Annotated in this window: 2 rRNA genes; both read right to left on the reverse strand. The window is 47.4% G+C overall.

Annotated elements, in window-relative coordinates:
- Nucleotides 1-79 precede the first annotated feature (79 nt).
- Nucleotides 80-188 (reverse strand): 5S ribosomal RNA (rrf, locus tag BW926_RS13865).
- Between the two features lie 182 nt (nt 189-370).
- Nucleotides 371-3,126, reverse strand: a 23S ribosomal RNA gene (locus tag BW926_RS13870).
- Between the last annotated feature and the right edge of the window lie 81 nt (nt 3,127-3,207).

Raw genomic sequence — 3,207 nt, forward strand, 5'->3', positions numbered from 1 at the left:
AATAGGCAAAGATAATTTGGGCAGGCTCAAAAAACAAAAAAGTCTCACAGAACTTCATCTATGAGACTTTTAAAATAAAAACTGGCGGCGACCTACTCTCCCGCTTGTCGCAGTACCATCGGCGCTGGTGGGCTTAACTTCTGTGTTCGGAATGGGAACAGGTGAGCCCCACCGCTAAAACCACCCTAAAGGTTGTATATAAGATATCAGAGGTTAGATTTCAGATTTCAGACTTTCCTTTAGTCTGGGATCTGATGTCTTATATCTGACATCTGTTTTATCGGTAAATTTCATCACAAAGGCAAAACCAAGGCTGCACTTATAAGGCTTGTCTTAATTATTAATTAATTTAAGATTATAGCAACCAATAGGCTATAAATCTACGGGTAATTAGTACTACTCGGCTATGCTGTTACCAACTTTACACCTGTAGCCTATCAACGTGGTCATCTCCCACGACCCTTAAAAGATGTCTCATCTTGAGGCGAGTTTCGCACTTATATGCTTTCAGTGCTTATCTCTTCCAAACGTAGCTACTCAGCGGTGCACCTGGCGGTACAACTGATACACCAGAGGTTTGTTCAATTCGGTCCTCTCGTACTAGAATCAAGCCCTCTCAAACATCTAACGCCCGCAATAGATAGAGACCGAACTGTCTCACGACGTTCTGAACCCAGCTCGCGTGCCACTTTAATGGGCGAACAGCCCAACCCTTGGGACCTTCTCCAGCCCCAGGATGTGACGAGCCGACATCGAGGTGCCGAACCTCCCCGTCGATGTGAGCTCTTGGGGGAGACTAGCCTGTTATCCCCGGAGTACCTTTTATCCTATGAGCGATGGCCCTTCCATACGGAACCACCGGATCACTATGTCCTGCTTTCGCACCTGATCGACTTGTTGGTCTCACAGTCAAGCACCCTTATGCCATTACACTCTACGCACGGTTACCAAGCGTGCTGAGGGTACCTTTGAAAGCCTCCGTTACTCTTTTGGAGGCGACCACCCCAGTCAAACTACCCACCACGCAATGTCCTTCTTAAAGAAGTTAGGCTCCAAGTAAGTAAAGGGTGGTATTTCAACGTCGACTCCACAAACACTAGCGTGCCTGCTTCAAAGTCTCCCACCTATCCTACACATTACTTACTCAAAGTCAATACGAAGTTATAGTAAAGGTTCACAGGGTCTTTTCGTCCCATTGCGGGTAATCGGCATCTTCACCGATACTACAATTTCACCGAGCTCGTGGCTGAGACAGTGCCCAGATCGTTACACCATTCGTGCAGGTCGGAACTTACCCGACAAGGAATTTCGCTACCTTAGGACCGTTATAGTTACGGCCGCCGTTTACTGGGGCTTCAGTCAAACGCTTCGCTTACGCTAACGCCCTTCCTTAACCTTCCAGCACCGGGCAGGTGTCAGACCCTATACAGCATCTTTCGATTTAGCAGAGTCCTGTGTTTTTGATAAACAGTCGCCTGGGCCTCTTCACTGCGGCCAACATTGCTGTTGGCGTCTCTTCTTCCGAAGTTACGAGACTATTTTGCCTAGTTCCTTAGCCACGACTCACTCGAGCACCTTAGGATTCTCTCCTCGACCACCTGTGTCGGTTTTGGTACGGGTTGCTTCACTTCGGCTTTTCTTGGATCCGATTTCACTATAGCAGCTTCGCCCGAAGGCTAAGCCTTGACACTTCCGTCCGTCTTCAATAGCTACATCGAACCGTCCCCTTTTTAGTGTGAGCAAGTATGGGAATATTAACCCATTGTCCATCCACTACCCCTTTCGGGTTCGCGTTAGGTCCCGACTAACCCTCAGCTGATTAGCATGGCTGAGGAAACCTTAGTCTTTCGGTGAGGGGGTTTCTCGCCCCCTTTATCGTTACTTATGCCTACATTTTCTTTTCTATCCGCTCCACAATACCTCACGATACTGCTTCGGCGCAGATAGAATGCTCTCCTACCAGATATATCTTAAATATAAATCCATAGCTTCGGTATTCTGTTTATGCCCGATTATTATCCATGCCGGACCGCTCGACTAGTGAGCTGTTACGCACTCTTTAAATGAATGGCTGCTTCCAAGCCAACATCCTAGCTGTCAATGCAGTCCAACCGCGTTGCTTCAACTTAACAGAAATTTGGGGACCTTAGCTGTTGGTCTGGGTTCTTTCCCTCTCGGACATGGACCTTAGCACCCATGCCCTCACTGCCGCAGAACATTTATTAGCATTCGGAGTTTGTCAGGAATTGGTAGGCGATGAAACCCCCGCATCCAATCAGTAGCTCTACCTCTAATAAACTCATTTGCGACGCTGCACCTAAATGCATTTCGGAGAGTACGAGCTATCTCCCAGTTTGATTGGCCTTTCACCCCTACCCACAGGTCATCCGAAGACTTTTCAACGTCAACCGGTTCGGTCCTCCACTCTGTGTTACCAGAGCTTCAACCTGCCCATGGGTAGATCACAAGGTTTCGCGTCTAATCCTACTAACTATCCGCCCTATTCAGACTCGCTTTCGCTCCGGCTCCGGTACTTAATACCTTAACCTCGCTAGTAAAATTAACTCGTAGGCTCATTATGCAAAAGGCACGCCGTCACCCAACTTGTGGGCTCCGACCGCTTGTAGGCGTACGGTTTCAGGTTCTATTTCACCCTTCTATTCGAAGTGCTTTTCACCTTTCCTTCACAGTACTTGTTCACTATCGGTCTTTCAGGAGTATTTAGCCTTGGAGGATGGTCCCCCCATATTCAGACAGGATTTCACGTGTCCCGCCCTACTCATTTATCATCTATGTATGCCTTTCAAATACGGGGCTATCACCCTCTATGGCTGTTCTTTCCAGAACATTCTTTTAAACATATAAAGACTTTTGGGCTAATCCGCTTTCGCTCGCCACTACTTACGGAATCTCTTCGATTTCTTTTCCTCAGGGTACTTAGATGTTTCAGTTCTCCTGGTTTGCTCCTCCTAAGAGGTAATACATCTTCAATGTATTGGGTTGCCCCATTCGGACATCTCGGGATCAATTCGTGTGTGCCAATCCCCCGAGCTTTTCGCAGCTTACCACGTCCTTCTTCGCCTCTGAAAGCCTAGGCATCCGCCATACGCCCTTAACGATTTCTTTCCTATTTTTAGGTTACTCAAGCACTTATAAGTGCTCGGTTTTCTCTTTGTGATGTCTTTACCGGTAATGTCAATGATCTTT

Source organism: Chryseobacterium sp. RU37D (assembly GCF_900156075.1).
Taxonomy (GTDB): domain Bacteria; phylum Bacteroidota; class Bacteroidia; order Flavobacteriales; family Weeksellaceae; genus Chryseobacterium.